27 protein-coding genes are annotated in these 24,423 nt (G+C 69.9%); 18 read left to right on the top strand and 9 right to left on the bottom strand.

The window, feature by feature from the left end:
• Nucleotides 1–77: 77 nt before the first annotated feature.
• Nucleotides 78–1,334, bottom strand: a complete 1,257-nt coding sequence (locus Aut01nite_RS11505) for a flagellin N-terminal helical domain-containing protein (RefSeq protein ID WP_043533234.1) — start codon at nt 1,332–1,334, stop codon at nt 78–80.
• A gap of 246 nt (nt 1,335–1,580) precedes the next feature.
• Between Aut01nite_RS11505 and Aut01nite_RS11500 the strand changes: the two genes are divergently transcribed.
• From Aut01nite_RS11500 to Aut01nite_RS11470, 7 genes are all read left to right on the top strand, one after another.
• On the top strand, nt 1,581–2,066 hold the full coding sequence (locus Aut01nite_RS11500) for a flagellar protein FlgN (RefSeq protein ID WP_043533562.1): 486 nt from the start codon (nt 1,581–1,583) through the stop codon (nt 2,064–2,066).
• The gene (flgK, locus tag Aut01nite_RS11495) at nt 2,066–3,544 is read left to right on the top strand and encodes a flagellar hook-associated protein FlgK (RefSeq protein WP_043533235.1); all 1,479 of its coding nucleotides are present in this window, start codon (nt 2,066–2,068) and stop codon (nt 3,542–3,544) included. The genes Aut01nite_RS11500 and flgK overlap by 1 nt, the downstream gene beginning before the upstream one ends.
• Before the next feature lie 14 nt (nt 3,545–3,558).
• Entirely contained in the window at nt 3,559–4,479 is a 921-nt protein-coding gene (locus tag Aut01nite_RS11490) for a flagellin N-terminal helical domain-containing protein (protein ID WP_043533236.1), read from the top strand.
• Nucleotides 4,480–4,481: 2 nt separating this feature from the next.
• A complete protein-coding gene (fliW, locus tag Aut01nite_RS11485) occupies nt 4,482–4,919 on the top strand; it encodes a flagellar assembly protein FliW (protein WP_043533237.1) in 438 nt (145 codons plus the stop codon).
• A 99-nt stretch (nt 4,920–5,018) separates the two neighbouring features.
• The gene (gene csrA, locus Aut01nite_RS11480; protein WP_043533238.1) at nt 5,019–5,261 is read left to right on the top strand and encodes a carbon storage regulator CsrA; all 243 of its coding nucleotides are present in this window, start codon (nt 5,019–5,021) and stop codon (nt 5,259–5,261) included.
• 225 nt (nt 5,262–5,486) lie between these two features.
• The gene (locus tag Aut01nite_RS11475) at nt 5,487–6,236 is read left to right on the top strand and encodes a hydrolase (RefSeq protein ID WP_043533239.1); all 750 of its coding nucleotides are present in this window, start codon (nt 5,487–5,489) and stop codon (nt 6,234–6,236) included.
• A gap of 96 nt (nt 6,237–6,332) precedes the next feature.
• Nucleotides 6,333–7,121, top strand: coding sequence for an SRPBCC family protein (locus Aut01nite_RS11470; RefSeq protein WP_052164640.1), 789 nt, complete (start codon nt 6,333–6,335; stop codon nt 7,119–7,121).
• A 69-nt stretch (nt 7,122–7,190) separates the two neighbouring features.
• On the opposite strand, the gene Aut01nite_RS11465 is transcribed toward Aut01nite_RS11470, so the two are convergent.
• The gene (locus Aut01nite_RS11465) at nt 7,191–8,948 is read right to left on the bottom strand and encodes a sensor histidine kinase (RefSeq protein WP_236643188.1); all 1,758 of its coding nucleotides are present in this window, start codon (nt 8,946–8,948) and stop codon (nt 7,191–7,193) included.
• Between the two features lie 76 nt (nt 8,949–9,024).
• Complete coding sequence (locus tag Aut01nite_RS11460; protein ID WP_043533242.1) at nt 9,025–9,237, bottom strand: DUF7455 domain-containing protein; 213 nt, start codon at nt 9,235–9,237, stop codon at nt 9,025–9,027.
• 255 nt (nt 9,238–9,492) lie between these two features.
• Here Aut01nite_RS11460 and Aut01nite_RS11455 point away from each other — a divergent pair, with 255 nt between their 5' ends.
• Together Aut01nite_RS11455 and Aut01nite_RS11450 are read left to right on the top strand one after the other, a co-directional pair.
• Nucleotides 9,493–10,713, top strand: a complete 1,221-nt coding sequence (locus tag Aut01nite_RS11455) for a S8 family peptidase (protein ID WP_043533243.1) — start codon at nt 9,493–9,495, stop codon at nt 10,711–10,713.
• A gap of 141 nt (nt 10,714–10,854) precedes the next feature.
• On the top strand, nt 10,855–11,262 hold the full coding sequence (locus Aut01nite_RS11450) for a response regulator (protein WP_043533244.1): 408 nt from the start codon (nt 10,855–10,857) through the stop codon (nt 11,260–11,262).
• Here the strand turns inward: Aut01nite_RS11450 and Aut01nite_RS11445 are convergent.
• Together Aut01nite_RS11445 and Aut01nite_RS11440 are read right to left on the bottom strand one after the other, a co-directional pair.
• Complete coding sequence (locus tag Aut01nite_RS11445; protein ID WP_084000163.1) at nt 11,259–12,011, bottom strand: SAM-dependent methyltransferase; 753 nt, start codon at nt 12,009–12,011, stop codon at nt 11,259–11,261. The genes Aut01nite_RS11450 and Aut01nite_RS11445 overlap by 4 nt on opposite strands.
• Before the next feature lie 5 nt (nt 12,012–12,016).
• Nucleotides 12,017–12,772 (bottom strand): SDR family oxidoreductase, encoded by a 756-nt coding sequence (locus Aut01nite_RS11440; RefSeq protein WP_043533563.1) that lies wholly within the window; start codon nt 12,770–12,772, stop codon nt 12,017–12,019.
• A 99-nt stretch (nt 12,773–12,871) separates the two neighbouring features.
• Between Aut01nite_RS11440 and mshA the strand changes: the two genes are divergently transcribed.
• Both mshA and Aut01nite_RS11430 read left to right on the top strand, forming a co-directional pair.
• Nucleotides 12,872–14,200 (top strand): D-inositol-3-phosphate glycosyltransferase, encoded by a 1,329-nt coding sequence (gene mshA, locus Aut01nite_RS11435; protein WP_052164641.1) that lies wholly within the window; start codon nt 12,872–12,874, stop codon nt 14,198–14,200.
• The gene (locus tag Aut01nite_RS11430; RefSeq protein ID WP_043533565.1) at nt 14,194–14,676 is read left to right on the top strand and encodes a type III secretion system chaperone family protein; all 483 of its coding nucleotides are present in this window, start codon (nt 14,194–14,196) and stop codon (nt 14,674–14,676) included. Before mshA ends, Aut01nite_RS11430 begins: the two co-directional genes overlap by 7 nt.
• Nucleotides 14,677–15,301: 625 nt before the next feature.
• Here the strand turns inward: Aut01nite_RS11430 and Aut01nite_RS11425 are convergent.
• Nucleotides 15,302–16,531 (bottom strand): MDR family MFS transporter, encoded by a 1,230-nt coding sequence (locus Aut01nite_RS11425; RefSeq protein WP_043533246.1) that lies wholly within the window; start codon nt 16,529–16,531, stop codon nt 15,302–15,304.
• A 136-nt stretch (nt 16,532–16,667) separates the two neighbouring features.
• Between Aut01nite_RS11425 and Aut01nite_RS11420 the strand changes: the two genes are divergently transcribed.
• On the top strand, nt 16,668–17,417 hold the full coding sequence (locus tag Aut01nite_RS11420; protein ID WP_043533566.1) for a phosphoglyceromutase: 750 nt from the start codon (nt 16,668–16,670) through the stop codon (nt 17,415–17,417).
• Nucleotides 17,418–17,476: 59 nt separating this feature from the next.
• Here Aut01nite_RS11420 and phoU read toward each other — a convergent pair whose 3' ends face one another.
• Nucleotides 17,477–18,130: a phosphate signaling complex protein PhoU gene (gene phoU / locus Aut01nite_RS11415; protein ID WP_043533248.1), complete on the bottom strand. Its 654-nt coding sequence runs from the start codon at nt 18,128–18,130 to the stop codon at nt 17,477–17,479.
• A 182-nt stretch (nt 18,131–18,312) separates the two neighbouring features.
• On the opposite strand from phoU, the gene Aut01nite_RS11410 reads away from it, so the two are divergent.
• Both Aut01nite_RS11410 and Aut01nite_RS11405 read left to right on the top strand, forming a co-directional pair.
• Nucleotides 18,313–19,593: a sensor histidine kinase gene (locus Aut01nite_RS11410; RefSeq protein ID WP_373871469.1), complete on the top strand. Its 1,281-nt coding sequence runs from the start codon at nt 18,313–18,315 to the stop codon at nt 19,591–19,593.
• Nucleotides 19,594–19,724: 131 nt separating this feature from the next.
• On the top strand, nt 19,725–20,408 hold the full coding sequence (locus tag Aut01nite_RS11405; protein WP_043533249.1) for a response regulator: 684 nt from the start codon (nt 19,725–19,727) through the stop codon (nt 20,406–20,408).
• An 81-nt stretch (nt 20,409–20,489) separates the two neighbouring features.
• On the opposite strand, the gene Aut01nite_RS11400 is transcribed toward Aut01nite_RS11405, so the two are convergent.
• On the bottom strand, nt 20,490–21,308 hold the full coding sequence (locus tag Aut01nite_RS11400) for a DUF3109 family protein (protein ID WP_043533250.1): 819 nt from the start codon (nt 21,306–21,308) through the stop codon (nt 20,490–20,492).
• A gap of 85 nt (nt 21,309–21,393) precedes the next feature.
• Between Aut01nite_RS11400 and Aut01nite_RS11395 the strand changes: the two genes are divergently transcribed.
• A complete protein-coding gene (locus tag Aut01nite_RS11395) occupies nt 21,394–22,203 on the top strand; it encodes a sugar phosphate isomerase/epimerase family protein (RefSeq protein WP_043533568.1) in 810 nt (269 codons plus the stop codon).
• A gap of 18 nt (nt 22,204–22,221) precedes the next feature.
• Here Aut01nite_RS11395 and Aut01nite_RS11390 read toward each other — a convergent pair whose 3' ends face one another.
• Complete coding sequence (locus Aut01nite_RS11390) at nt 22,222–22,761, bottom strand: CGNR zinc finger domain-containing protein (RefSeq protein WP_043533251.1); 540 nt, start codon at nt 22,759–22,761, stop codon at nt 22,222–22,224.
• Nucleotides 22,762–22,848: 87 nt separating this feature from the next.
• Here Aut01nite_RS11390 and Aut01nite_RS11385 point away from each other — a divergent pair, with 87 nt between their 5' ends.
• The 3 genes from Aut01nite_RS11385 to Aut01nite_RS11375 all read left to right on the top strand — a co-directional run bounded on the left by Aut01nite_RS11385 (nt 22,849) and on the right by Aut01nite_RS11375 (nt 24,411).
• On the top strand, nt 22,849–23,769 hold the full coding sequence (locus tag Aut01nite_RS11385; protein WP_204037513.1) for a proline dehydrogenase family protein: 921 nt from the start codon (nt 22,849–22,851) through the stop codon (nt 23,767–23,769).
• 181 nt (nt 23,770–23,950) lie between these two features.
• Nucleotides 23,951–24,187 carry a helix-turn-helix domain-containing protein gene (locus Aut01nite_RS11380; protein ID WP_043533252.1) on the top strand — a complete coding sequence of 79 codons (237 nt, stop codon included), beginning with the start codon at nt 23,951–23,953 and terminating at the stop codon, nt 24,185–24,187.
• Nucleotides 24,188–24,282: 95 nt separating this feature from the next.
• On the top strand, nt 24,283–24,411 hold the full coding sequence (locus Aut01nite_RS11375) for a 30S ribosomal protein bS22 (protein ID WP_425551442.1): 129 nt from the start codon (nt 24,283–24,285) through the stop codon (nt 24,409–24,411).
• The last annotated feature ends 12 nt before the right edge of the window (nt 24,412–24,423 follow it).

The raw sequence follows: 24,423 nt of genomic DNA, 5'->3' as shown, positions 1-24,423 counted from the left end.
GGCTAGGCGTGCCGGCTACCCCCCTCTTCGGTCGTTCGCGCTACGGATTCAGTTGCTGAGGGTTGCTATCGGGTTGCTCAGCGGAGCAGCGAGAGCACGCCCTGCGAGCCCTGGTTGGCCTGCGAGAGCATCGAGGTGCCGGCCTGGGTCAGGATCTGGTTGCGGGTGAAGCCGACCATCTCCTGGGCCATGTCGGTGTCCCGGATCCGCGACTCCGATGCGGACAGGTTCTCGACCGCCACGTTCAGGTTGTTGATCGTGTGCTCGAAGCGGTTCTGGTGGGCACCCAGCTTGGCCCGCGTGTCGGAGACCGACTGGATGGCGGTGTCGAGCGCCTTCATCGCCTCCTCCGCACCCGACTTGCCGCCGCCCGGGGTGGCGGGCTTGGTCAGGTCGAGGCTCGACAGGCCCAGGGTCTTCGAGTTGACGGCGCCGATGCCGACGCTCAGGGTCTCGCCCGCGTTGGCGCCGATCTGGAACGCGCCCGGCGTCGCGTTCTCGATCGGGTCGGCCCCGTCGCCCTGGGAGGCGTCGACCAGGGTGCCGATGGTGGCCTTGAAGCCGGTCGTGCCGGCGACGCTGAAGGTGACGTCGCCGCTCGTCTTGTCGATCTCGGCGGAGACCTCCATCGTGACATCGCCGTGACCGGCGTCCTTCAGGGCGGTGGAGATGGCCTCGGTCATCTTCTTGGCCGCTGCCTGCGGGCTGAGGGCGACCTCGTCGCCGTTCTTGTCGGTCTCGGTCAGCGCGATGTCGCCGACGTCGATCTGGGTGTCGAGGGTCTTCCCTCCGATATCAGTGATCGAGATCGCGCCGCTGGTGGCCGGCAGCGTGGCCTGCACGGCGGGGGTGGTACCCGACGCCGGGGTGCCCGTCAGCGCGGTGCCCTCCTTCTTCGCGGCCATGCCGAAGGAGCCGTCGAGCAGCTTCGACTTGCCGAACGCCGTGGTCTCGCCGATCCGGTCGATCTCCTGGGAGAGCTGCTGGAATTCGGCGTTCGCGGCCTTCTTGGCGTCCGCGTCGAGCGAGGCGTTGCTGGACTGCACCGACAGGTCACGCATGCGCTGGAGCATGCTGGTGACCTCGTTGAGGGCGCCTTCAGAGGTCTGCACGACGCTGATGGCGTCCTGGGCGTTGCGGACGGCGACCTTGAGACCGCCCGTCTGCGCCCGCAGGCCCTCGGAGATCGAGAGGCCGGCCGCGTCGTCGGCCGCCCGGTTGATACGGAAGCCGCTGGAGAGCTTCTCGAGCGACTTCGACATCTGGTTGTCCGTGACGGACAGGTTCCGGTAGGCGTTCTGCGCGGCGATGTTCTGGTTGATGCGGAGACCCATTGGTGATTCCTCCCTGATTTGGGCTCTTGATCCGGCCCGTCCATGAGCCGTGGTGTTGCGCCCTTCCTGTTCGGCGGGTCGCCGAGAGGCACTGAGGATTCTCCGAGATTTTTTCGGGCTTTTAGGGCGAACCAGATAAGTGCCGATCGGGGGAAACCGCTCAGCGGCACGGCGGATGTGCCGACCTGTCCGAATGAGCGGGTCCGCCGAGGGGTGCGCCCGAACGGCTATACGACGGAGGACCGGGTGAGCCTGACCGACCTGGCCAGTGTCCTCTGGCGCTCGCGGGAGCTGCTGGAGATGCTGCTGTTCAAGCTTGAGGAGGAGCAGTTGCTCCTCGCGACAAACCGGTCCCGCTGGCTCAGCCATGCCACCCGTGAGGTCGAGGTGGTCCTGGATCAGATCCGGCAGACCGAGGTGATCCGCGCGGCGTACTCCCAGGAGGTCGCCGCCGAACTCGGCCTGTCCCCGGACGCCTCGCTCGGCGAGCTCGCCGACGCGGCCCCGGATCCCTGGTCCGACCTGTTGCACCAGCACCGTAAGGCCTTCCTGATGCTGACGTCGGAGATCAGGGCCCTGGCCGACGTCAACCGTGATCTGCTCACCGCAGGCCAGCGTGCGGCTCGCGAAACCATGCTCGCGTTCGCTGAGACTGTGGAAACGTACGGACCGCAGGGCCAGACCGTCAGCGGCGCCGTGCGGCGCCCCACCCTGGTTGATGAGGCGATCTGATGGGCAGCACATTCAGCGGACTCAACACGGCGCTCACGTCGCTGTACGCGCAGCGCCGGGGCCTGGACGTCGCAGGCCAGAACATCGCGAACGCGAACACCGAGGGGTACACCCGGCAGCGGGTGGTGATGCACGGACAGAACGCCAACCTGGTGCCGGGCGTCTACGCCACCACCGACGCGGTCGGCAACGGCGTCACCGTCACCTCGGTCGAGCGGCTTCGCAACACCGCGCTGGACCAGCGCAGTTACACCGAGCACGCCAACTCCGCCTACCACAACGAGCGGACGAGCGCGTACAACCTGATCGAGGACGTGTTCGGCGAGCCCAGCGACACCGCCTTGCAGGCGCGCCTGCAGGACATGTGGGACGGGTTCAACGCGGTCGCCGCTCACCCGGCGCAGAAGGCGCCGAAGGCGGCCGCGCTGGAACAGGCGACCACCGTCGCGGCCTCGCTCAACGACGCGGCCGGTGCGCTGAACAGCCAGTACGTCGCAACGCGTGCCGGGCTCGACACCTACGCCGGCGAGGTGAACAAGACCGCCGCCTCGATCGCCAAGCTGAATCACGAGATCGTGGTGGCCACCCAGGCCGGTCTGCAGGCGAACGAACTGATGGACCAGCGCGGCCAGCAGATCCTCAAGCTGGCGGAGCTGGCCGGGGCCACCACTGTCGACTCGCCGAACGGCGCGACGAACGTCTACATCGGAAACGCGCAGCTGGTCAGTGGATTCAACGTCCGCGAGATCCAGATCAAGGATCCCAGCGCGACGCGGCTCGAGGACCTGGCCACCCTCGACGTCAATCTGCAGTGGAAGGACAACGGCACGCCGGTGGTCGCCGGTGGGACCATGGGCGCCCAGATGGAGCTGCTGCGCAAGGGCGGAACCCTGGCGACCTGGTCGCAGCGTCTGGACGACGTCGCGACGAAACTGGCGGCAGACGTCAACGGCGTGCACGCGGGCACGAACATCGACCCGGAGACCAACCAGCCCGTCGCGGCCTTCGGTTACGACGGCAGCTCCGGTCTCCAGCTCTTCGTGCCCAAGGAGGGCGCCACACTCAACGCCAGGAACATCATGGTCAACCAAGAGATCGTCGATGACGTCGACAAGCTGGCGATCTCGTCGGGGAATCCGAAGAGCGCCGATGCGGCGACGCGGGTGCTGGACGGCGACCGGGCCGACGCGCTCGCCGAACTGGCCGACTCCCGGACGGGCGCGGACGCCGCGTACCAGTCCCTGATCGGCGACCTCGGGGTGGCCGCCCAGTCCTCGACCCGCCGACGTGACATCCAGAACGCGGTGACCGACCAGGTCGACGCCGCACGGGACTCGGAGTCCGGGGTCAACCTCGACGAGGAGATGACCAACCTGCTCACCTACCAGCGTGGGTACGAGGCGGCCTCCCGGGTCCTGACCACGATCGACTCGATGCTCGACCAGCTGATCAACCGTACCGGCCTGGTCGGCAGGTAAGGAGGACGTCGTTCATGACCAGTCCACGGGTGACGCAGAGCGGCATCCAGACCCGGACGATGGCCGGTCTCCAGCGGAACCTCAACCGGACTCAGGAGGCGCAGGACCAGATCTCCAGCGGCAAGCAGTTACGCCGTCCGTCGGACTCGCCGACCGGCACGGTGACCGCGCTGCAGTTGCGGGGCGAGGTGCGCGCGAACAAGAAGTACTCCACCAACGCCGACGACGCGATGGGCCGTCTCGGCACGGTGCAGGACACCCTGCAGAGCGTCACGGAGCGGCTGCAGAAGGTCCGAACCCTCACGCTGGAGGCGGCGAGCGCCGGCGGTGGCAGCACGCCACAGGCCAACAAGGCGCGCGCCGAGGAGATCAATCAGATCAAAGGCACCCTTGTTCAGTTCGCCAACACGAAGTACCTGGACCGTCCGGTCTTCGGTGGGTCCACTCCGGACACTGTCGCGTACGACACGAAAGGCACCTACCAGGGTGAGCTCGCCGGCGAGACGTCGCGTGTCATCGGCCCGAACGCCAAGGTGCGGGTCGACGTCCGGGGTCCCGAGGTCTTCGGGGAGGACACGGTGGACGGCGTCCCGAATGAAGCGCAGTTGTTCCGTGTCCTCGACAGTCTCACCGCCGCCATGCAACCACCGGGAGATCCCGAAGCTATCCAGACTGGCCTGAAAAACCTTGATAAAGCCACTGAAATCGTTAACTCAACCCTTTCCGACGTAGGTGCCCGATACAATCGGGTTACGCAGATGAAGCAGTCCGCTGAGGATCGCTTGATGTCCGTGTCGTCGCAGCTGTCCGATATCGAGGATGTCGACCTGCCAAAGGCGATCATGGAATTGCAGCTCCAGCAGACCTCGTATCAGGCCGCCCTGGCCGCCACGGCCAAGGTGATCCAGCCCTCGCTCATCGATTTCCTGAGGTGACCATGAGTATTCGCACCGCATCCCGACCGATCGAGTCCACCATGACCGACCCGTCGCTGGGGCTGCCGACCATCACGATGGCGGTGCCCATGGCGGGTTTCCCGGCGCACCGGGATTTCGTTCTGGTGCGTCTCAACGACGACGGTCTGCTCTACGCGCTCACGTCTGTCGACAACCCGGAGCTCCGGTTCCTGGTGGCGCCGCCGGAGCCGTTCTTCCCGGATTACGCACCGGAGATCGAGAACGCTGTGTTCGCCGCGCTGAACACGACGGACCCGGACCGGGTGCTGCTGCTCACGGTGATCACCGCCGGCGAGAACGAGACCACCGCGAACCTGCTCGCCCCGATCGTGGTCGACCGGGACACCATGCGCGCCATGCAGGTCGTCCTCAACGGCTCGGGCTTCCCGGTCCGCGCCATCATGAACCGGAGTTTCTGAACCTCGTCAGTGCGGGCGCGGTCGCGTTTCCTCGCGGCCGCGCCCTTGCCGTCGCAGATCGGGACTTGCTGTCCGTTCCAGGGATGGAGGAGGACACCGATGCTTGTGCTGACCCGGCGGGCCGGGGAGAGCGTGATGATCGGCGACGATGTCGTCATCACGGTGCTCGAGGCCCGCGGCGACGTCATCCGGCTGGGCATTCAGGCACCCCGGGACGTGCAGGTGCACCGCGAGGAGGTCTACCGCGAGCTGAAGGAGGCGAACCGGGCGGCTGCCTCACCCACCGATGACGCCGTCCACGCGCTCGCTCAGATGCTGGGGAAACCGGAAACGTCCGATTGACACCCGTGCGCCGAGACGCCCGCCGCGACGAGACGCGGCGGGCGTCTTCGTGTGCATGGGTAGAGCATGCCGGGGCGAAGGTGCGCCGGTCGTTGCGGTCGCGTTGCCGATCCGGTTCCCGGCCGCGCTCCCGACCTGCACCGGCCGCTGACCCCGCAGACAACGTCCGGCGCGCACTCTCATTCTTCGGCGGGACAGTCCCGTTCAATCAGCCGGGGAGTCAGCGTGGTCGCAGAGCGCGAATCAGTGGTCGGTGGCGGTGCGGTCGGTACGGCCTGCGCGCTGGATCTGACGGTGGACGCGCATGTGCACACCGGTTTCTCGGCCGGCCGGGACGCGGTCGGTGTGGTGGTCTCGGCGGCCGACCGGGCCGGTCTGACCGCGCTGACCTTCGCCGACCAGGCGGGGCCGGACACCACTTGGCTGACGGCGTACGCCGACGCGGTCCGGCGGGCCCGGCACCGTACCGAGATGACCCTGCGGGTCGCCGCGGAGGTGGAGGTGGTCCGGGCCGACGGCTGGCTGGCTCTGCCGCCCGACCTGGCGCAGCTGGACGCCCTGTCGGTGGCGGTCTCCGGGCTGCCGGCCGGCGGCGAGCTGCTCGGCCCGCGCGAGGTGCGGGCCCGCCTGGACGCCGGTGTGCTGACTCCCGGGCAGGTGGCGGAGGCGCTGGTGGCGGCCACCGTGAAGGGCCTGGAGCGGGCCTCCCGGTACGTCCCGGCGCAGCTCGCCCGTCCGCTGGCGCTGCTCGGTCAGGCCGGTGTCGACGACTCCGCGGTCACGCCCGCGCTGGTCGCCGAACTGGCTGCGGCCTGCCGGATCACCGGCGCCGTGGTGGAGGTCAGTGAGGCGTGGCGCAGCCCGTCGGCGCGGGTGGTGGAGATGCTTCTCGACGCCGCTGTGACCGTCGTGCCCGCCAGTGACGCCCGATACGCGGCCGAGGTCGGCCGTTGGCAGTACCTTCGCCGGGTTTGAGGGAAGTAAAGGAAACAGCGAAACCGAACACGAGGCGAAATCACCTCCGTACTCTCTGTGATGCCAGCACTTCAGCATGGGAGAGTTGCGATGAGCATGGTTCAGCAGGCTATCGAAGTGAGTGCGCCGGTCCACACGGTGTACGAGCAGCTCGCGGCGTTCGAGAACTACCCCCGGTTCATGACCGGTGTGCGGCAGGTGACGTCGATCGGCGCCGACCAGACCCACTGGATCATGGATGTGGACGGGAAGCGCCGGGAATTCGACGCCCAGATCATCGAGCGGTCGCCGGACGAGCGCGTCTCCTGGTCGACCATGGAGGGCCCGCTGCTCGCCGAGACGATCACGCTGCGCCCGATGGGTGAGACGAAGACCCAGGTCGTCGCCCAGTTGGAGGCCGACATCGCCTTCCTCATGCCCAGCGGCCGGCACGGGCAGGAGTCGCTGACCCGCCGGCTCAAGGCCGATCTCACCACCTTCAAGGGCCTGGTGGAGAGCGGTGTGCTGGGCGGACGGCCGATTCCGCACGGCGGCGCCAGTTCGAAGCAGATGAGCGGCCGGTCGCACACCCTGCTGCCCGGCATCAGCATGGACACCCCGTCGCCGGCCTCGGTCGCCGCGCGCATCCGCAACCGGAACGCCGCGGGCGCCACCCCGAGCCCGGGCGCCGGGTGGGACACCGGCGCCGCGGACCTGAGCAACGCCGATCCGACCGGGACCGGGATCACCGACAACCCGCTGCACAACGTGCCGACCTCGGCGGACATCGGCAGCCCGTCGGGCATCCGCGGCGGCGGCATCGCCGGCACCGCGCGGATGGGCGGCCGCAACGCCGGTTCCGACATGTGGGGCCACGGCATGATCAACGAAGAAGAGCGCGGCTGACGCAGACGCCGAGGAGCCCCGGAACGCGCCGCGTTCCGGGGCTCCTCCGTACCCGGCCGGGTACGGGGTTCAGGCGGGGGCGCCTTCCAGGGTCACGATCAGCCGGGCGCCCCGAGGCTGCGCGTGCTCGTAACTCACCGTGCCGCCGTTCGCCTCCACCAGGTGCCGCACGATGAACAGGCCCAGCCCCGCGCCCCGGAGGAACCGCCCGAACAGCTTCGGCAGCATGTCCTCCGGAATGCCGGGACCGCTGTCCTGCACCGCCAGGCACACGCTGTCTCCGGCGGCACGGTCGGCCCGGATGCGGATCGGCGGCGCCCCGTGGGTGAGCGCGTTCTTCACCAGGTTCTCCACCACCACGGTGAGATGCCCCCGGTCGGCCAGCGCCGCCAGGTCCTCGTCGATGACGATCTCCACATCGCCCGCGCCGACGGCCGTCCCGCAGGCCGCCTCGACCACCTCGAGCAGCGGAACCGGGACCCGCCGGGCGGTGACCGCGCCGGTGTCCAGCCGGAAGAGCAACTGGAGGTCGTTCATCATCTTGATGAGCCGCCGGGTGTTCTTGTCGATCTTCGTGGCGAGTTCCAGCCGGATGTCGTCGGGCAGGTCCGCCCAGTCCGTGCAGAGCAGCTCGGCGAGGCTCGCGATGGAGCTGATCGGCTGCGCCACGTCGTGGGTCAGCATCGAGGTGAGGTCGTTCTTGAAGGCCAGCGCCGCGGCCAGGTCGGCGTTGCCGCGCTCGAGTTCGGCCGCGTGCTCGGTGAGCGCGTCCTCGGCCTGCTTCCGCTCGGCGATGTCGATGTAGGTGGCCACGTACCCGCGGGTGGCGCCGGCCGCGTCCGGGATGGCCGCCATGGTGGCGAGCACCGGCACACCGGTGCCGTCGGCGCGGGGTAGAAGCCAGTCGCCGCCGGTGCCGGGAGGCGGCAACGGCGGCGCTGAGGCGGGCGGTTCGTCATGACCGGTGAGCTCGCGCCAGCGGCGGTTCACGTCGATCACCCGATAGTTGGCGTCGAGGACCATGACGGCCTCGTTCATCGACTGCAGCAGCGTCTGCGCGAAGTCCTGTCGCTCCCGCAGTTCGGCGACCAGATGTCGCTGCCGCTGGTCGGCGTCGTCGAGGGTGCGCACCAGGTAGGCGAGGAGGGCGAGCAGCGCGAGGGCGGCGAGGACCACCCCGGTGCTCACCGCGGCCACCGGACGGCTGGCGCCGGTCCGGGCGGCGAATGCGCTGACCAGGGCGGCGACGATGGGGGCGGCGATCAGGGCGGGTGCCAGCCGGCGTACGGCCACCCGCGGCCCCGACTCGTCGAGGGTGTGCAGCGGTCCCGTCTCGGGCCGGGCCAGGATGGTGCCGACGGCGAGGGCGAGCAGCGTGCCGGCCAGATGGAGCGGCATGACGCTGTCCGGCCCGCGCCCGGGCGGGAAGGCCGGCTCGAACAGCCGCGGGACCAGGGCGACGAGCGCGATGATCGCGGCGCCCAGCAGGAGGGGATCGGCGACCCGGAACGCGATGCCGCCGGTACGGCTGGGCACGCGCAGGTCGAGGCAGGCCAGCGCCAGTCCGGCCAGGGTGGTCGCGACCGCGGCGGCCGGATGGGTTCCCAGCGACGCGGCGCCCATCCCGGCGGCGGCCAGTGCGAGGAGCGCGGCCGCGCCGGCACGGAGTCGCTCCGCCCGGCCGCCGGCCGGCGTCACCTGGAGCAGGAGGGCGAGCCCGGCCGGGAGGAGGGCGCCTGCCGGTCCGGTGCCGGACATGTGCGGGACGCCGAGAACGGCGACCGTGACTCCGGCGCACCCGGCGGTCAGCCGGGACAGTCTGCCCACGTCGTGCGCCGCGATATGCACAAATACCCCCAAGACGTGAGGGAAAGAGCATATCGCGGGCTACCCCGTCAGGCGGTTACCTACCGGCCCAGTCGAACCCGTCCTCGAGACGGATCCTGCTGGCGACGCGGGTGATGTCGGCGCGGTGCCGGTTGGCGTGGTGGCCGCAGAACGCGAGGTCACCGCCGCTGGTCAGGACTACCTCCAGCTTGGCGGCCGCCCCACAGCGATCGCAGCGCTCGGTCATCTCGCCGATGGTGTCGATCTCGGGCGACAGCAGAGTGGTCATATCGCTCTCCTTGCTCGGGTGGCGGTGGTCGGTGGCGGTGCAGCGGTCCTGACAGCGAGAAGTTCGGCCCACCGCACGGTCGGCTTAGAGGTTCCCGGTGTGACTCATCCGTCGCCGATAGGTGCAACTCGGCCACTACCCGAAGGAACCCCGGGGCGCTCTCCCCCCTCACCAACATTCCCTCAGCCGCTTTCGGCATGCCCCCGGACGTGCGGATATGCCGCCGAGTGAAGACAACCGAGAGGACCACACCTGATGTTCGGTAACGACGCCCGACGCCCGGCCTTCCGTCTGATCGCCGCCGCGAGCGCCGCCACCGCCCTGCTCTGCGGCCTGACCGGGCCGGCCGTCGCCGCGCCGGTCGGCCCGGTGCTCGGAACCGGCGTGGAAGGCGCCATCCCGGGCAGCTACATCGTGGTCCTGAAGTCCGGCACGGACACCGCGGCCGGGGTCGCCGACACCTCCCGCGAGCTGGTCCGGGAGTACGGCGGCACGGTCGCCGGCGAGTACCACGCCACCGTTCGCGGCTTCCACCTGAACGCCACCGCCGCCCAGGCCCGGCGCCTGGCGGCCGACCCGGGGGTGGCGTTCGTCGAGCAGGACGCCGAGATCAGCACCGCGGCCGAGCCGATCACCCAGTCCGGCCCGACCTGGGGCCTGGACCGGATCGACCAGCCCGCGCTGCCGCTGTCCGGCTCCTACACCCACCGGTCCGCGGCCGGTGTCACCGCCTACGTGATCGACACCGGCGTGAAGATCGGCCACCGCGAGTTCGGCGGCCGGGCCGTGGACGGTTGGGACTTCGTCGACAACGACGCGGTGGCCGACGACTGCCACGGTCACGGCACGCACGTCGCCGGCACGATCGGCGGCGCGACCTACGGCGTCGCCAAGGACGTCGGCCTGGTCGCGCTCAAGGTCCTCGGCTGTGACGGCTCGGGCAGCTTCGCCGGCTTCATCGCCGCGGTGGACTGGGTGACCGCGAACGCGAAGCGGCCGGCCGTGGCCAACATGAGCCTGGGCGGCTCGCTGAGCACGTCGCTCAACGCCGCGGTGCAGCGCTCGATCGCGCAGGGCGTCACCTACGTGCTCGCGGCCGGCAACGCGAACCGGAACGCCTGCGAGGTCTCCCCGGCCGCCACCCCGGAGGCGATCACGGTCGGCGCCACCGACTCGGCCGACACCCGCGCCTCGTTCTCCAACTACGGCCCCTGCCTGGACGTCTTCGCGCCCGGAGTGCGGATCGCGTCGGCCGGCACGGCGTCGGACTGGGACGTCAAGCTGTTGAGCGGCACCTCGATGGCCGCCCCGCACGTGGCCGGCGCGGCCGCCCTGATCCTCGGCGCGCACCCGGACCGGTCGCCCGCCCAGGTGCGCGACGACCTGGTCGCCGGTGCCGGGGTGGACCTGGTCGGCAACCCGGGCGACGGCTCGCCGAACCGTCTGCTCCACACCGGCCACCTCAACACCGTCTGACCCCGTACCGGCCGGTCGTCACTGCTGTCTCAGCGCTGTCGAGACAGCGGTGAGAACCAGCCGGAGAAACCCGCCGACCGCCGTACGCCGGGGGCCGGTGGCGGATAGCGTGAGAGCGACCCCAGCCCGAGGAGGACCGAGATGTCCGAGGCGCCGGTCGCCGAGAGGCCGACAGTCCTGGTCGTGGACGATGAAGAGGACCTGCGCGACATCATGCGTCGCATGTTGGAACGGCGTGGCTCATACCTGACTCTGGCGGCCGGTGATCAGGACGAGGCCACCGGGATCTGCCAGGAGCATCCCGGCAAGATCGATGTGCTGATCACCGACCTCACCCTGCCCGGTGCGTCCGGCGGCGAGCTCGCCAAGACGATCCGCGGCATGCGGGCCGGCATCGGCGTCGTCTTCGTCTCCGGCCTGCCCAAGGACATCGCGGTGGCCAAGGGCGAGATCACCGAGGCCGATGTGCTGGTGAAGAAGCCGTTCACCGCGGACGCCCTGTTGTCGGCGGTGAACGAGGCATTGGAGAAGAAGGACGAGAGCAGCTAGGCGGGCCAGGGCAGGGTCAGCTCACCGAGCCGCCAGCGGGCCGGGCCGCCGAGCACCGGCCAGCCCTCGGCACGCATCCGGCGGACCGTCGCCAGCCAGCGCTGGCGCGGTCCGAACGGGGTCGCCTCGGTCTCCCACGCCCGGCTCAGCGCGCGCAGCAGCTCGTGCACCGGGTGACCGGGCACGTTGTGGTGGATCAGCGCTTTCGGCAGCCGTTCGGCGAAGACCGCCGGATGCTCCAGCACCGGCAGCCGGGCGGACAGGGTCAGCGTCGCCGGCGTGCCGTCCTCGACGACCGTCCAGGTGGCGATCCGGCCCAGCTCGTCGCAGGTGCCCTCGACCAGCACCGCCCCGGTCGCGGTCATCGTCCGCCAGGCCGCGGCCACCTCGTCCTCGGCGTACTGCCGCAGCACGTTGAACGCCCGCACCACCACCGGGGTGAGGCCGGCCAGCTCGAACCCGCCGCGCCGGAACTCCAGCCACGGCGGGTCCGCGAACGGCTGCGCGGCGCTCACCCGTACCGGATCGATCTCCAGACCGACGACCGTGACGTCCACGCGGACCGCGTCCGCCAGCCGCTCCCGCAATTCGACAGCCGTCACCGGCGTCGCGCCGTAGCCCAGGTCGACGACCAGCGGCTGCGCCGCCTCTTTCAGGAGCGGACCGCAGTGGTACGCGATGAAGTTGTCGACGCGACGCAGCCGGTTGGGATTGGTCGTCCCCCGGGTGATCGCGCCGACCGGCTTCACCACGCCTACAGCTCCCGGTGGACCTTGTGCTGGGCGGCCTGGGCGATCGGGCGCACGACCAGCCGGTCGACGTTGACGTGCTGGGGACGGGTGGCGGCCCAGGCGATGCAGTCCGCGATGTCGTCGGCGACCAGCGGCTCGGCCACACCGGCATAGACGGCGGCGGCCTTGTCCGGGTCGCCGCCGAAGCGGTTGAGGGCGAACTCGTCGGTGCGCACCATGCCCGGGTCGATCTCGATGACCCGGACCGGCTTGCCGCAGAGCTCCAGCCGCAACGTCCCGACCAGCGCGGTCTGGCCGTGCTTGGCCGCGACATAGCCGCCACCACCCTCGTACGGCGTGAAGGCCGCGGTGGACCCGACCGTCACGATCGTGCCGCGGCCGCTCGCCTCCAGCGCCGGCAGCAGCGCCTTGGTGACCCGGAGGGTGCCGAGCACGTTCACCTCGTACATCCACTGCCAGTCCTCGACCGAGCCGGCCGCCACCGGATCGACGCCCCGGGCCCCGCCCGCGTTGTTGACCAGCAGGGTGAGCGTGCCGTCCAGGGCGGCGATCGTCTCGGCCAGGCGGGCCACCGACGCGTCCGAGGTGATGTCGGCCTCGACCGCGGTCGCGTTCGCCCCGATCTCCTTGACCAGCGTCTCGAGCCGGTCGGTGCGGCGTGCGGCCGCGACCACGTGGAATCCCTCGGAGGCCAGGCGGCGTGCCGTCGCGGCGCCGATTCCGCTCGAGGCGCCCGTCACGACTGCGATGTTCTGCATGTCGCGATTCTTCCGCACGAGCGGTATACCCCCGCACGATCAATGACCTGGATCACCCCGGGTCTGCTGAGTGGTGGTTCGGCGATGCCGATGGGGAAGATGAACCTTGGCGTAACAAGTTTTCATACCCGATACGGAGGAGACAGCGTGGCTGGATGGCCCATCCCCCGACGAATCGCCACGCTCTCCGTCCACACCTCGCCCCTGGAGCAACCGGGCACCGGGGACGCCGGCGGCATGAACGTCTACATCGTCGAGGTCGCCAAGCGGCTCGCCGAGCGGGACGTCGAGGTGGAGATCTTCACCCGGGCGACCGCCAGTGACCTGCCGCCGGCCGTCGAGATGGCGCCCGGGGTTCTCGTGCGGCACGTGACCGCCGGGCCGTACGAGGGGCTTGCCAAGGAGGACCTTCCCTCCCAGTTGTGCGCCTTCACCAACGGCGTGCTGCGGGCCGAGGCGGCCCGTCCGCCCGGCCACTACGACCTGATCCACTCGCACTACTGGCTGTCCGGCCAGGTCGGCTGGCTGGCCCGGGAGCGCTGGGGTGTGCCGCACGTGCACACCGCGCACACCCTCGCCAAGGTCAAGAACAGGTTCATCGCCGCCGGTGACCGGCCCGAGCCGAAGGCTCGGGTGATCGGCGAGGAGCAGGTCGTCGCGGCTTCCGACCGCCTGGTGGCGAACACCGAGTTCGAGGCGCACGACCTGATCGAGTACTACGGCGCCGACCCGTCCCTGGTGAGTGTCGTCCAGCCGGGTGTGGACCTGCGGCGGTTCCGGCCGGGGCCGGCCGACCGAGCCCGGTTCGGCCTGCCCGAGCACGGCCGGATCGTCGCCTTCGTCGGCCGGATCCAGCCGCTCAAGGCTCCCGACGTGCTGATCGCGGCGCTCGCCGAGATGCGTGCCGCCGGCTCCGACGCCACGCTGGTGATCTGCGGCGGTCCGAGCGGCAGCGGCCTGGACCGGCCGTCCTCGCTGATCGAGCTGGCGGCCACGCTCGGGATCGCCGGCTCGGTGGTGTTCCTGCCACCGCAGACCGGTGACGGCCTGGCCGCGCTCTACCGCGCCGCCGACCTGGTCGCGGTGCCCTCCTACAACGAGTCGTTCGGCCTGGTCGCGCTGGAGGCGCAGGCCTGCGGGACCCCGGTGGTCGCGGCCGCGGTCGGCGGCCTGGTCACCGCGGTCCGGGACGGGGTCAGTGGCGTGCTGGTCGACGGGCACGACCCGCGGGACTGGGCGAAGGTGCTGGACCGGCTGCTCGACGAGCCGGGTCATCGGCGCCGGCTGGCCGCCGGCGCGGTCGCGCACGCGTCGCAGTTCTCCTGGGATCGCACTGCCGAAACGCTGCTACGGGTTTACCGTGACGCGGTGAGCGAGCATCGGGCGCTGATCGCGGCGCGACTGGAAGGGGCGTCGTGCGCATGGTGACGGAACTGATCGAACGGGTGCTGACCGACCGGGAGCTGGAGTGGGAGTCCACCGGGGACTCGTCCTATGTGGTCAGCCTGCCCGGCACGCACAAACTGAAGACCGCCTGCAACCTGATCGTCGGTGGGCATTCGCTGCGGATCGAGGCGTTCGTGATGCGCCGGCCCGACGAGCGGCACGAGGAGCTCTGGGCCTGGCTGTTGCGGCGCAACGCCCGGATGTACGGGGTGTCCTTCTCGATCGACGCGGCCGGCGACGTGTACCTCACCGGCCGGGTCTCGCTGAAAGGGCTGGACGAGGAGGAGCTGGACCGGCTGCTCGGCTCGGTGCTGACCTATGCGGACGAGTCGTTCGACACCATGCTGGAGATCGGTTTCGAGACGTCCATCCGCCGTGAATGGGACTGGCGCGTCAAGCGTGGTGAATCGACGGCGAACCTCCAGGCCTTCAAGCATCTGGCGGAACGTCCCGAATAGTCCAGCTCCCTTTGATCATCAAGCCCGGTCTATCCCGATGTGGTGGTCCACTGTGCTCCGCGTCGGGAATCAGACTTTGTTACTCATCGATGTATGCGATGTTGCGTTCCTGGGTACTGGCAATCTTCTGACGAACTTCCGGGGTTTCTCCGGGTTGACGGCACGTGCTTCGATGGTCGTCTACCCTGCGTCGCATTTTCCGCGGCGGCTTACCGAACGGCATTCTCAACCCATCTCCGGAAACCCGGACGAGTGATTGGCGGATCGTCCGATCGGTTGGTTGTTGGGGGATGTGACGGTCGAGACAGATGTCGACACGAAATCGGGTTGTGAGGCTTGACTCGCCCAACTAGCGTGGTCGATGGACGCCGAACCGTCAGTTCGGGGAACGGGTCGATCAGCAATGATCGCCGCGGTCCGGCGTTTGGGGACGGGTGGCATGAGCCGTTGGGGGACGGCGCGACCCGAGACCGGCGGTTAGTGCGGACGGCGCCTATGGGGATGGGTGTCGTCCGCCGCCGCCGGCGCTTTTGTTTCCGGCCCATTTCGTTCCTGCATATGCGTAATCCATGACCCGATCAGCGCATCGTCCGATGTGTTGGGACCTCGCGGGATTCGCCATGTGTCAGGCCGGCACGGTCACGATCTCCTCCTGCGCCGCCCGCAATCGGGCGGCCCGCCGCGCACGGGCCGGACCGGCCAGCAGTTGCGCCACCGCGACCAGGACGCACAGCACGAAACAGCCGCCCCAGAGCACGGCGTCGCCGCCCTCCTGCAGGATCAGGCCGCCGAGGATCGGGGCCAGCGCCGTTCCGGCCGACCAGCTGAGCGAGTTCAGGCCCTGGTAACGACCGCGCAGGCCGGGCGGGGAGAGCGCCGCCACGGTGGCCGCGTTGCTGGGCGACTGGAGCATCTCGCCGAGAGTCCAGATGACCACCGTCACCGCGTACATCCACGGGGTCCGCGCCACGGCGACCAGCCCGAAACCGCAACCGACGAGCACCGCCGCGACTGCCAGCACCCGCGCGCTGTCCCGGCCCTGGATCAGCCGCGGGACGAACAGCTGGCCGATGACGATCAGCACACCGTTGACGGCGATCACCGCCCCGTAGGTGGCGGCCGAGTGCCCGTCGGCCAGCATGCTGATCGGCAGGGTCGACAGGTGCTGCAGGAAGACCATCACGGTGGCCAGGCTGAGCAGCAGGTAGACGCCGAAGACCGGATCGCGCAGCGCGGTGCCGAGGCCGGGTCCGGCCTCCCGGCGGCGCGGACCGGCCGGGCGGGTCTCGGCCAGGAAGATCGCCGTGATGATCGCGGTGACCAGGGTGCTGACCGCGTCACCGACGAAGAGCAGCAGATAGTCGACCTGCGCGGCGAACCCGGCGATGATCGCGGCGAGCGCGAAACCGAGGTTGATCGCCCAGTAGTTCAGCGAGAACGCCCGGACCCGGTCGTGTTCCGGCACGATGTCGACCATCATCGCCGAGAACGCCGGGCGGGCCGCCTCGGCGAACATGCCGAGCAGGAACGCGGCGCCGGCGATCTGGAGGTAGGACTCGGCCAGGCCCAGGGCGAGCATCAGCGCGGCGGCGCCGAACTGTGCGATCAGCATGGTCGGCCGGCGGCCCCACCGGTCGGTGAGCACGCCGCCGGTCAGGGTGCCGATCGCGCCACCCAGGCCGTAGAAGCCCAGGATCAGGCCGGCCTGGCTCTGCGAGAAGCCACGCTCGGCGGTCAGGTAGATGCTCAGGAAGAGCACCACGAAGGAGCCCAGCCGGTTGATCAGGGTCCCGGTCCACAGGAACCAGAACTGCCGGGGCAGCCCGCCCGCCGCCTGTCGTAACCAGCCTCGCACCGGACGCCTCCCGTAAGCAGTCAACGGGACCTATTCCCTTACAGATGCGGAGTCGGCGCAAGCGAGTTTCACTGTGGCGGCGGACACGTGACGGGTGCCCGGCACGCCGCCCACGGCGACGGGGGAAGATGTGTTCATGACTGGAACCCTGGTGCTGCTGCGGCATGGCAACAGCGAGTGGAACGCCAAGAACCTCTTCACCGGCTGGGTCGACGTGGACCTGGACGCCAAGGGTGAGCAGGAGGCCCGGCGTGGCGGCGAGCTTCTCAAGGAGCAGGGGGTGCTGCCCGACGTGGTGCACACCAGCCTTCTTCGGCGTGCGATCCGGACCAGTGAGATCGCGCTGCACATCACCGACCGGCACTGGATCCCGGTGAAGCGTCACTGGCGGCTCAACGAGCGCCACTACGGCGCCCTGCAGGGCAAGGACAAGAAGCAGACCCTGGAGACGTACGGCGAGGAGCAGTTCATGCTCTGGCGCCGGTCGTACGACGTGCCCCCGCCCCCGATCGAGCCCGGCTCGGAGTACTCCCAGGACGGCGACTCCCGGTACGCCGACCTGGCCCCGGAGGTCCTGCCGAAGGCGGAGTGCCTGAAGGACGTGCTGGTGCGGGCCCTGCCGTACTGGTACGACGCGATCGTCCCCGACCTGCGTGCCGGCAAGACGGTCCTGGTCGCGGCGCACGGCAACTCGCTGCGCGCCATCGTCAAGCACCTCGACGACATCTCCGACGAGGCGATCGCCGGGCTGAACATCCCGACCGGCATCCCGCTGCGTTACGACCTGGACGAGAACCTCCGCCCGATCACCAAGGGCGGCACCTACCTCGACCCGGTCGCCGCCAAGGAGGCCGCCGCCGCGGTCGCCAACCAGGGCAAGAAGTAGTCCTGCCGGTAACGCCGAAGGCCGGGACGCCCCCGTGGTGTCCCGGCCTTCGGCTCGTCTCAGCTCAGCTCTTCGGCTTTCGCGCCGGTGATCAGGTAGATGAGGTGCTCGCCGATGTTCACCGCGTGGTCGGCGTAACGCTCGTAGAAGCGGCCGAGCAGGGCGCCGTCGATCGCGGTCTCCGCGCCGTACGGCCAGTCGTCCGCCAGCATGATCTTGAACAGCTTGCGCTCGTGGTCGTCGATCGCGTCGTCGTCCTTCTCGAGCTGGGCCGCGACCTCCGCGTCCGGCTTGCCGAGCAGGTCGGTGATCTTCTCGGCCATCTCGTCGGCGACCTGGGCCATCCCCTTGAAGGTGGGCCGCAGCTCGGCCGGGACGGCCGGTGACGGGTGCCGGCGCGCCGCGGTCTTCGCCACGTGCTCGGCCAGGTCGCCCATCCGCTCCAGGTCGGCGGCGATGTGCAGCGCGGTGATCACGCGGCGCAGGTCGGAGGCGACCGGCGCCTGGCGGGCGATGGTGTCCGCCACCTTCAGCTCGACCTGCTCGTAGATCGCGTCGACCTCGGCGTCCCGGTCGATGACCGAGCGGGCGGCCTCGATGTCCGCGGTCAACAGCGCCGAGGTGGCCTTGCGCAGCGCGGCGCGGACGGACTCCGCCATCGTCACCAGCAGGCGGCTCACCTCGACCAGATCAGCCTGGTACTCCTCGCGCATTTCTCAAGTCCCTCTTTCGTGCGGCCACGGCCGGGTGTGGCGCCCACGCTATTCGGGTGGGACGGCGGCTACGTGAACACCGGTGAACGACGCCGGGCGCGGCAGTGAACTTTATTCGACACGCGTCCGATTTGCCGTAATGGCCCTGTGGTTCAGGTAAACAATGACCCTACGATCGCAGCGTGGAGTGGGAATACGCCGCCGGCATGGTTTCTGCCGCGCTCGCCGTCGGTGTCGGAGCGGGACTGGTGCTCTCCCGGATACGCCGATCGGGCGAGCCGGGTGGGACCGGTGCCCCGGAGGGGAGCGCCGCCATCGAACCGGACGATGATCGCCCGGCGGGTAAGCACGGCTTGAAAGGAATCGGCCGGAAGAGTCTCGACTCGCTGCGGGTCGGTGTCGTCGTCCTCGACGCTGACGATCACCCGGTGCTCGTCAATCCGGCGGCCCGGGCCATGGGCCTGCTCCGCTCGGGCGGAGCGCCGGGCACCATCGCGGCCCATCCGATCCTGCGCACGCTGGCCGGTCAGGTGCGGCGGACCGGCGTACGCCGCGAAGTCGAACTCGATCTTCCGCGGGGTCGTGCCGGCGGCGCTCAGGCACCGCTCGGGCTGCACCTGCGCGCGGTCGCGCTGAACTCGACGCATGTCGCGGTCGAGGCCGCCGACGTGACCGAGGCGCACCGGCTGGCCCGGGTGCGCCGGGACTTCGTGGCGAACGTCAGCCACGAGCTCAAGACCCCGATCGGCGCCCTGCAGCTGCTGGCCGAAGCGCTGCTGGACGCCACCCAGCTGCCCGAGGCGGAGCTGGAGAGCCAGTCCGAGGACCTGCTGGCGGCGCGCCGTTTCGCCGAGCGGATCCATCACGAGTCGGCCCGGATGGGCCGGCTGGTGAACGAGCTGCTCGAGCTGACCCGATTGCAGGGTGCCGAGCCGTTGCCCAACCCCGAGCCGGTCTCGCTGGACTGGGTGATCGCCGAGGTGATCGACCGGACCCGCACCACGTCCTCGGCCAAGGGCATCGAGATCACCTACGACGGGCCCAAGGGCATCATGGCGTACGGCAGTGACAGCCAGTTCGCCACCGCCGTCACCAACCTGGTGGAGAACGCGATCGCGTACTCCGGCGACGACACGAAGGTCTCGATCACTCTCCGTCAGGACGAGGAGTGGATCGAGATCGACGTCACCGACCAGGGCATCGGCATCGCCCCGCACGACGTCGAACGGGTCTTCGAACGGTTCTACCGCGCTGATCAGGCCCGGTCCCGGTCCACCGGTGGTACCGGCCTCGGCCTGGCCATCGTCAAGCACATCGCCACCAACCACGGCGGCCGCGTCTCGGTGACCAGTTCACTCGGCGACGGTTCGACGTTCACCCTGCGCCTACCGGCGCGACCCCCCGAGTCCCCCTCGTCGTCACCGACGGCGATTGAGATCGAGTCCGGTGTGGCCGGGCGGTAGAGAGCGTTCGGGCCCAGGACCCGGACCGGCGTGTGGATCCCCGGCGCGTACCGCGGTTGAGATCCACACCCGGCGCCACCCCTGCGGCCGACGGCTCACCAGCCCCACCGCCGACGACGGAAGGAACTTCATTGGCCCGCGTACTCGTGGTCGAAGACGAGGAGTCGTTCTCCGACGCCCTGTCGTACATGCTGCGCAAAGAGGGTTTCGAGGTGTCGGTCGCCGCGACCGGGACCTCCGCCCTGACGCAGTTCGACCGGACCGGCGCCGACATCGTGCTGCTCGACCTCATGCTGCCGGAGATGTCCGGCACCGAGGTCTGCCGCCAGTTGCGGCAGCGTTCGGCCGTCCCGATCATCATGGTCACCGCCCGGGACAGCGAGATCGACAAGGTCGTCGGTCTGGAGATCGGAGCGGACGACTACGTCACCAAGCCGTACTCGCCGCGTGAGCTGGTCGCCCGGATCCGTGCGGTGCTCCGCCGCCAGGGCACCGAGGCCGCCGAGGTCAGCACCCCGACGCTGGCGGCCGGCCCGGTCCGGATGGACGTCGAGCGGCACGTGGTGACCGTCGACGGCGCCGGCGTGCAGCTTCCGCTCAAGGAGTTCGAGCTGCTCGAGCTGCTGTTGCGCAACGCCGGCCGGGTGCTCACCCGCGGCCAGCTGATCGACCGGGTCTGGGGCGCCGATTACGTCGGTGACACCAAGACCCTGGACGTCCACGTGAAACGGCTGCGCTCCAAGGTCGAGCCGGAGCCGTCGGCGCCCCGGTACATCGTCACGGTGCGGGGTCTGGGCTACAAGTTCGAGCCCTGATCCACCCTTGCTCCCTGTACACCTTGCATGGGACTATGTGAGGGCCGGATGGTCCGCCCGTGATCGGGCCATCCGGTGCCCTCACGGGCTGGCCGGCTCCCGGCCCCCGCGGCGTGTCGGGGCAGTCGCGCGCGCGGTGGCCGGGTGCACGGCGATCAGGCCGGACTTGATCCGCGCCGCGCAGAGCGAGGCCAGCTTGCGGTACGCGGCCTCGCCGATCAGCGCGGTCAGCTCCGCGGCGTAGGAGAGGTACATCGGCTCGGTCCCGACGTGGGCCTCCGGCGACGACGTGCACCACCAGGCCAGGTCGTGACCGCCCGGCCCCCAGCCCCGCCGGTCGAACTCGGTGACAGTGGACTGCAGCAGCTTCGTGCCGTCCGGGCGCTTGATCCAGTCCTGCTCCCGGCGCACCGGGAGCTGCCAGCACACGTCCGGCTTGTAGGTGAGCGGGTGCACCCCGTCCCGCAGCGCCTGGGCGTGCAGGGCGCAGCCGCCGCCGGCCGGGAAATCCGCCTCGTTCAGGAAGACGCAGGGACCCTCGGCCGCGCGGGTGGCCGTACGCCGGGCGGGTTGGGTTCCGTCGACGGTGTCCACCTCGGTGTAATTCTTGAAACCGCGCCGGTAGTGCTGCCAGGTCTCCGGGGTCAGCTTGGCGGCCGCGGCCTTCACCCGGTTCTCGTCGTCGGCGTCGGTGAAGAAGGCGCCGTGCGAGCAGCAGCCGTCCTCGGCGCGGCCCGGCAGGATGCCCCGGCAGGCGGAGCCGAAAACGCAGGTCCAGCGGGAGAGCAGCCAGGTCAGGTCGGCCCGGACAAGGTGCTGCTCGTCGGCGGGATCGAGGAATTCGATCCATTCCCGAGGGAAGTCGAGCGCGGTTTCCCGGGGTGGTCGCGTGCGGCTCATCCGCCTCAGCGTACGCCCATCCGTCGATCATGACCGTTTAGAGCTGATATATCCGGGCCGGTGGCGTGTGGCTACGCTGGAGGGCGTGACTTCCCGCGTACCCGTGCTTCTCTCCAGCTCCTCGGTCTTCCCGGAGCCGACGGCGGCGGCGTTCGAGATGGCGGCCACGGTCGGCTACGACGGTCTCGAGGTCATGGTCTGGACCGACGCCGTCAGCCAGGACGCCGGGGCCCTCCAGGGCCTGGCCGATCATTACGGCGTGCCGGTGCTCTCGGTCCACGCCCCCTGCCTGCTGGTCACCCAGCGGGTGTGGAGCTCAGACCCGTGGGAGCGGCTGAGCCGGGCCGCCCAGCTCGCCGAGTCGCTCGGCGCGCCGACCGTGGTGGTGCACCCACCGTTCCGCTGGCAGGGCGACTACGCGCGCAATTTCGTCGAGGGCCTGGCCAAGATCCAGGACCGGCATCCCGGCCTGTCCTTCGCGGTGGAGAACATGTTCCCGGTCAAGATGGCCGGCCGCTGGGTGGTGCCCTACAACCCGGGCTGGGACCCGACCGAGATCGGCTTCGACGCTTACACGCTGGACCTGTCGCACTGCGCCGCGTCCCGCATCGACGCGCTGGAGATGGCCGACCGGATGGGCGCCGGCCTCCGGCACGTGCACCTGGGCGACGGGACCGGCGAGGGCCGCGACGAGCACCTGGTGCCGGGCCGCGGCAACCAGCCGTGCGCGGAGCTGCTGCGCTCACTGGCCGGCCGTGGATTCACCGGATCGGTGGCATTGGAGATCAACACGCGGAAGGCGGCGAGTCGCCCGGCCCGCGAGGCGGACCTGCGGGAGGCGCTGGAGTTCGCCCGGCGCCATCTCGAGCCGAGCCCGGCCGTCACGCAGGGGTGAGGCCGCCCGGCCCGGCTGTCACGCGGGAGTGAGGCTGCCCGCGGCGCGTTTGCGGGCGCGGTGCGCGGCCACGTGCGAGCGGGTCGCGCAGCGCTCCGAGCAGAACCGGCGGCAGTTGTTCGACGACGTGTCGAGGTAGACGTTGCCGCAGCGCTCGTCGGCGCAGATGCCGAACCGGGCGCTGCCGAACTCGCAGAGCCACACCGAGAGGCCCCAGACGGCGCCGGCCAGGTATTCCGCGCTCACCGACGCGCCCCGGCTGGTGACGTGCATGTGCCAGTCGCTGGCGTCGTGCCCGGAGATGCGCGGCTGAACCGGGTAGGCCTCCAAGAGGCTGTTCAGCTCCCGCACGGCGTCGGCGTCCTGGCCGGTGGTGCCGTGCTCGAAGACCTCGCGCAGCCGGCGCTGGGCACGGCGGAAGACCGCGAGGTCCTTTTCGGCGACCTGATCACGCATGTAGGCCTGATCGCCGGAGAACAGGGCCCGCAACCCGGCGAGGTCGTCCAGACCGGCGTTGACGAGGTCGATCGCCGTCCGAGCGTACGCATCGAAGTTCACCCGACAAAGGTAGCCGCAGGTGGGCTCCCAGGGCACGTATGTGTTGCCTCAGCAGGTCGGGGCATGTCCGGACGTTACGCTCGGCGCATGCTCCGTTCCCTGTTCCTCGCCGCGGCCGGGTCCGCCCGGCTCGAGCGACTGGTCGAGTCCGTCCCCGTCAGCCGGGGTGTCGTGCAGCGTTTCGTTGCGGGCCGCGGCGCCGACGAGGTCCTGCGGGTCAGTCGCGAGCTGGCCGACGACGGCCTGACCGTCAGCCTCGACCATCTGGGTGAGGACACCCGGACGATAGAGCAGGCGGTGGCCACCCGGGATGAGTACGTCACGATCCTCGGGCGGCTCAAGGAGGCCGGGCTGACGCCGGCGGCCGAGGTCAGCGTGAAGCTCTCGGCCCTCGGTCAGCGGATCGACGAGAAGCTGGCGTACGAGCACGCCCGCGCCGTCTGCGCCGCGGCGGCCGCGGCCGGGACCACGGTGACCCTGGACGCCGAGGATCACCACAGCACCGACGCGACCCTCGAGGCGCTGATGGACCTGCGCAAGGACTTCCCGTCGACGGGGGCGGTGCTGCAGGCGTACCTGCGCCGGACCGAGGGGGACTGCCGGGAGCTGGCCACGTCCGGCTCGCGGGTGCGGCTCTGCAAGGGGGCGTACGCCGAGCCCGAGTCGGTGGCCTTCCAGTCCGCCCTGGACGTGGACAAGTCGTTCGTGCGCTGCCTGAACATCCTGATGGCGGGGGAGGGGTACCCGATGGTGGCCACCCACGACCCGCGGCTGATCGCGATCGGGGAGGACCGGGCGCGCTGGTTCGACCGCTCCACCTCCGAGTACGAGTTCCAGATGCTCTACGGGGTCCGCCCGGAGGAGCAGGCCCGGCTGGCGGCCGGCGGGCACACGGTGCGGATCTACCTGCCGTACGGCGAGCAGTGGTACGGCTACCTGATGCGCCGCCTCGCCGAGCGGCCCGCGAACGTGGGTTTCGTGGCCCGAGCCGTCAGTTCACGCAGGTAACCGGTCGAAACCGTCACAGATCCGGCGTGTCGCCCTTGACTTTTTGTGGGCATTTCACGGAACGTATCGCGTTGGTCACAGCCGTATCGATACCGTTCTGATGACACGCACGTCGTCCTCGCGGCGTCCGGGAGCCTCCGGCCGCGGCGGATCGTGCCTGCGAAAGGATCGGTGCGACGAGATGACGGGTCCAGCCCAGACCGCAGTCCAGACTTCCGCCCAGGCCGAGGAGCGGCTCTCCGAGGTGCGGTTCCTGACGGTCGCCGAGGTGGCCGCGCTCATGCGGGTCTCCAAGATGACCGTCTACCGGCTCGTGCACAGCGGTGACCTCACCGCGGTGCGGGTCGGCCGCTCGTTCCGGGTGCCGGAGCACGCGGTACACGAGTATCTGCGCGGGGCGTTCTCACAAAGCGCCTGACGACCGGGGTCCTGTTGGCCCTCCTGGGGGCGGCCGGTACGCTGGACCGGTTGGTTGCCGGGTCGGCTCTGCCGGTCCCCACCACAGTGCTGTTCATGACATCTGGTTCGAGAGGCTTTCGTATGGGCTCCGTGGTCAAGAAGCGCCGCAAGCGTATGGCGAAGAAGAAGCACCGCAAGCTGCTGCGCAAGACCCGCGTCCAGCGTCGTCGTCTCGGTAAGTGATTCACGGCCGGG

The organism is Actinoplanes utahensis, assembly GCF_016862455.1.
Lineage (GTDB): Bacteria > Actinomycetota > Actinomycetes > Mycobacteriales > Micromonosporaceae > Actinoplanes > Actinoplanes utahensis.
Note: the sequence above shows the minus strand (reverse complement) of the source record. Positions and strands in the feature narration are given on the sequence as shown.

Excerpts from the sequence above, each read along its gene's own strand:
- Aut01nite_RS11455 (WP_043533243.1), top strand. The coding sequence starts at position 9,493 with ATGTTCGGTAACGACGCCCGACGCCCGGCCTTCCGTCTGATCGCCGCC.
- Aut01nite_RS11460 (WP_043533242.1), bottom strand. The coding sequence starts at position 9,237 with ATGACCACTCTGCTGTCGCCCGAGATCGACACCATCGGCGAGATGACC.
- mshA (WP_052164641.1), top strand. The coding sequence starts at position 12,872 with ATGAACCTTGGCGTAACAAGTTTTCATACCCGATACGGAGGAGACAGC.
- Aut01nite_RS11450 (WP_043533244.1), top strand. The coding sequence starts at position 10,855 with ATGTCCGAGGCGCCGGTCGCCGAGAGGCCGACAGTCCTGGTCGTGGAC.
- Aut01nite_RS11505 (WP_043533234.1), bottom strand. The coding sequence starts at position 1,334 with ATGGGTCTCCGCATCAACCAGAACATCGCCGCGCAGAACGCCTACCGG.
- Aut01nite_RS11385 (WP_204037513.1), top strand. The coding sequence starts at position 22,849 with ATGCTCCGTTCCCTGTTCCTCGCCGCGGCCGGGTCCGCCCGGCTCGAG.
- flgK (WP_043533235.1), top strand. The coding sequence starts at position 2,066 with ATGGGCAGCACATTCAGCGGACTCAACACGGCGCTCACGTCGCTGTAC.
- Aut01nite_RS11440 (WP_043533563.1), bottom strand. The coding sequence starts at position 12,772 with ATGCAGAACATCGCAGTCGTGACGGGCGCCTCGAGCGGAATCGGCGCC.
- csrA (WP_043533238.1), top strand. The coding sequence starts at position 5,019 with ATGCTTGTGCTGACCCGGCGGGCCGGGGAGAGCGTGATGATCGGCGAC.
- Aut01nite_RS11375 (WP_425551442.1), top strand. The coding sequence starts at position 24,283 with ATGACATCTGGTTCGAGAGGCTTTCGTATGGGCTCCGTGGTCAAGAAG.
- fliW (WP_043533237.1), top strand. The coding sequence starts at position 4,482 with ATGAGTATTCGCACCGCATCCCGACCGATCGAGTCCACCATGACCGAC.
- Aut01nite_RS11490 (WP_043533236.1), top strand. The coding sequence starts at position 3,559 with ATGACCAGTCCACGGGTGACGCAGAGCGGCATCCAGACCCGGACGATG.
- Aut01nite_RS11400 (WP_043533250.1), bottom strand. The coding sequence starts at position 21,308 with ATGAGCCGCACGCGACCACCCCGGGAAACCGCGCTCGACTTCCCTCGG.
- Aut01nite_RS11430 (WP_043533565.1), top strand. The coding sequence starts at position 14,194 with ATGGTGACGGAACTGATCGAACGGGTGCTGACCGACCGGGAGCTGGAG.
- Aut01nite_RS11470 (WP_052164640.1), top strand. The coding sequence starts at position 6,333 with ATGGTTCAGCAGGCTATCGAAGTGAGTGCGCCGGTCCACACGGTGTAC.
- phoU (WP_043533248.1), bottom strand. The coding sequence starts at position 18,130 with ATGCGCGAGGAGTACCAGGCTGATCTGGTCGAGGTGAGCCGCCTGCTG.
- Aut01nite_RS11380 (WP_043533252.1), top strand. The coding sequence starts at position 23,951 with ATGACGGGTCCAGCCCAGACCGCAGTCCAGACTTCCGCCCAGGCCGAG.
- Aut01nite_RS11420 (WP_043533566.1), top strand. The coding sequence starts at position 16,668 with ATGACTGGAACCCTGGTGCTGCTGCGGCATGGCAACAGCGAGTGGAAC.